This is a genomic window from Tunicatimonas sp. (genome assembly GCF_049647865.1).
Classification (GTDB): domain Bacteria; phylum Bacteroidota; class Bacteroidia; order Cytophagales; family Cyclobacteriaceae; genus Tunicatimonas.
In genome coordinates, this window is the sequence record NZ_JBARYM010000796.1 from 1 (window position 1) to 1,559 (window position 1,559).

At 47.5% G+C, this 1,559-nt stretch carries 2 protein-coding genes; both read right to left on the reverse strand.

The annotated features are described in order from the left end of the window. Positions 1-827 (reverse strand): alpha/beta hydrolase family protein (locus WBA23_RS23045; RefSeq protein ID WP_424584630.1); only part of this gene is annotated, 827 nt, incomplete at its 3' end. Positions 828-836: 9 nt separating this feature from the next. Further along, the coding region (locus tag WBA23_RS23050) for a PhoPQ-activated protein PqaA family protein (RefSeq protein WP_424584631.1) at positions 837-1,559 on the reverse strand (723 nt) is incomplete at its 5' end.

Here is a 1,559-nt window from a genome sequence, read left to right on the forward strand (position 1 = left end):
GCAACATCCTTTAGCTTATGGCCAGAGTCGTACCAAACAATTTTCTTAGGTTCCTCCGCCGCTTCGTGTAGCGCTATCGAAGCAGCTTTGGGAATGGTTTCGTCGTGTTCGGCATTGATAAACAGTAAGGGGCGAGGGGCAATCTGTTTCACAAAATTCAGTGGCTCTACCGGAGCCATCATCGCTTGCTTCTTCTCATCGCCAGAACCGAAGACGAACTCCAGTCCTCCCCCCGCAATGATGATGATCGCGTACTCTACCCGGGGTTCTACTCCGCAAAATACCGTACCGGCTATTCCTCCTAAGCTAATACCTAAAAACGCCGTGTGATTAGCATCAATATCCGAACGGTTGTCCAAGTAATCATTCACTCGGCGCAAGTCAAATACGGTTTGGGATAGCACGTTGGTAAACGTGTAGGGGAACTCTTGAATCATGCTTCGGCCAAAGTTCTGAGTTTCTCTTTCTCCGTGCAGTTCAAAATCGATACGCATCACTGCGAATCCGTGCTCCGACAAAATTTTGTCTCCATACTGCATGTAATCCACGTCTTTATGGTCGCCAAGTCCGTGCTGAGCAATGACTACCGGATAGGGAGCTTCTCCTTCTTCAGGCAGAGATAAAAGCGCCGGAACTCGCTTACCGTGAACCGAGGTGAAGGTAATATGAAACATTCTTTCGCTGAGGGTGTCCACCGTTACTTCCAGTGGAAAATTCTGATCGTACTCATAGTAATACTCCAGAGGTATAGCCGACGGTTGATCTTGAGAAACCGCTACTCCCGAATGTAAAACTACCAATGCAAAAAAGCCTGTGATGAACCTCATCTTATTGATCTATTTAATGAATACTTCATCATCGTCAGCCACGTAGGATCGAGTGCTCTTGGAATATACATTGCCGTTAGCATCAGCATATTTTAGGTCTAGATAAAAGGCTTTGAAACCATCCGTTGGATAGCTGATTGTGGTATTAACGTTCTTCTGATTCTTAACCCCTAAGCTCTCACTTACCCATTCTTCATCGCGGAAATCGCGGTCTTCCGAATCGGCCGACCATAGTACCGCATCCACTAGCGGGTCGGGCGTTGCTTCCACTGCTAATGTGATTTCACCATTCTCTTCGGCAATATCCCACTGGCATACCGGATACTGTTCTTTCCGAAGAGTGGTACCAAAAAAAGCACTGAGGGCTCGTAATGCCTGTTCTCCGCCACCTAGGTCATGACCGGCATTGGGCACGTAATGAATGAAGTTCTCGCCGGGAATATCGTCAATGTAGTTTTTCACCGCGTCTATCGGCCAATATTCATCATTGGCCCCGATGAACAGCATTTTGGGCATTGTGAGCTTATCCCGGTACGAATAAGGATCAATCATCTGAGTAATTTCGCCACCATCGTCAGAATGCACATCCTGCGGAATACCTAGTTCTACGTAGTCCTGAATCTGCACACTATAATCACCCCACACTTCTACCTGATAATCCAGGTTAACGGGCATATTCAGCATATCGATAACCATGGGGGCAATGGCCGCTACCCGCTCGTCACTGGCTCC